This window comes from Luteibacter yeojuensis, assembly GCF_000964085.1.
GTDB lineage: Bacteria > Pseudomonadota > Gammaproteobacteria > Xanthomonadales > Rhodanobacteraceae > Luteibacter > Luteibacter yeojuensis_A.
Window position 1 is genome coordinate 1 of the sequence record NZ_JZRB01000116.1, and the last position, 245, is coordinate 245.

Consider the following 245-nt stretch of genomic DNA (forward strand, 5'->3'; position numbering starts at 1 on the left):
GCGCGCAAGCGCGCTCCTACAACGAGCGGGCCCGGCTAGTTGCCCGTGGTCATCGACTTGAGCACACCATCGCGGCGAATCAGCCCGTGCATCAACGCGGCGCCCATGTGCGCGAGGAACGTGAGGAAGAACAGCCACGCGAGGTAGCGGTGTGCTTCACGCAACCATGCAAACAGCGCAGGGTCTTGCGGCAGGATCGGCGGGAGCACGAAGCCGCCGCCCATAAGCACAGGATACTTGCCCGC

1 protein-coding gene is annotated in these 245 nt (G+C 65.3%); it reads right to left on the minus strand.

The annotated features are described in order from the left end of the window. Nucleotides 1-35 precede the first annotated feature (35 nt). The coding region (locus VI08_RS20465; RefSeq protein WP_045831495.1) for a cytochrome b at nucleotides 36-245 on the minus strand (210 nt) is incomplete at its 5' end.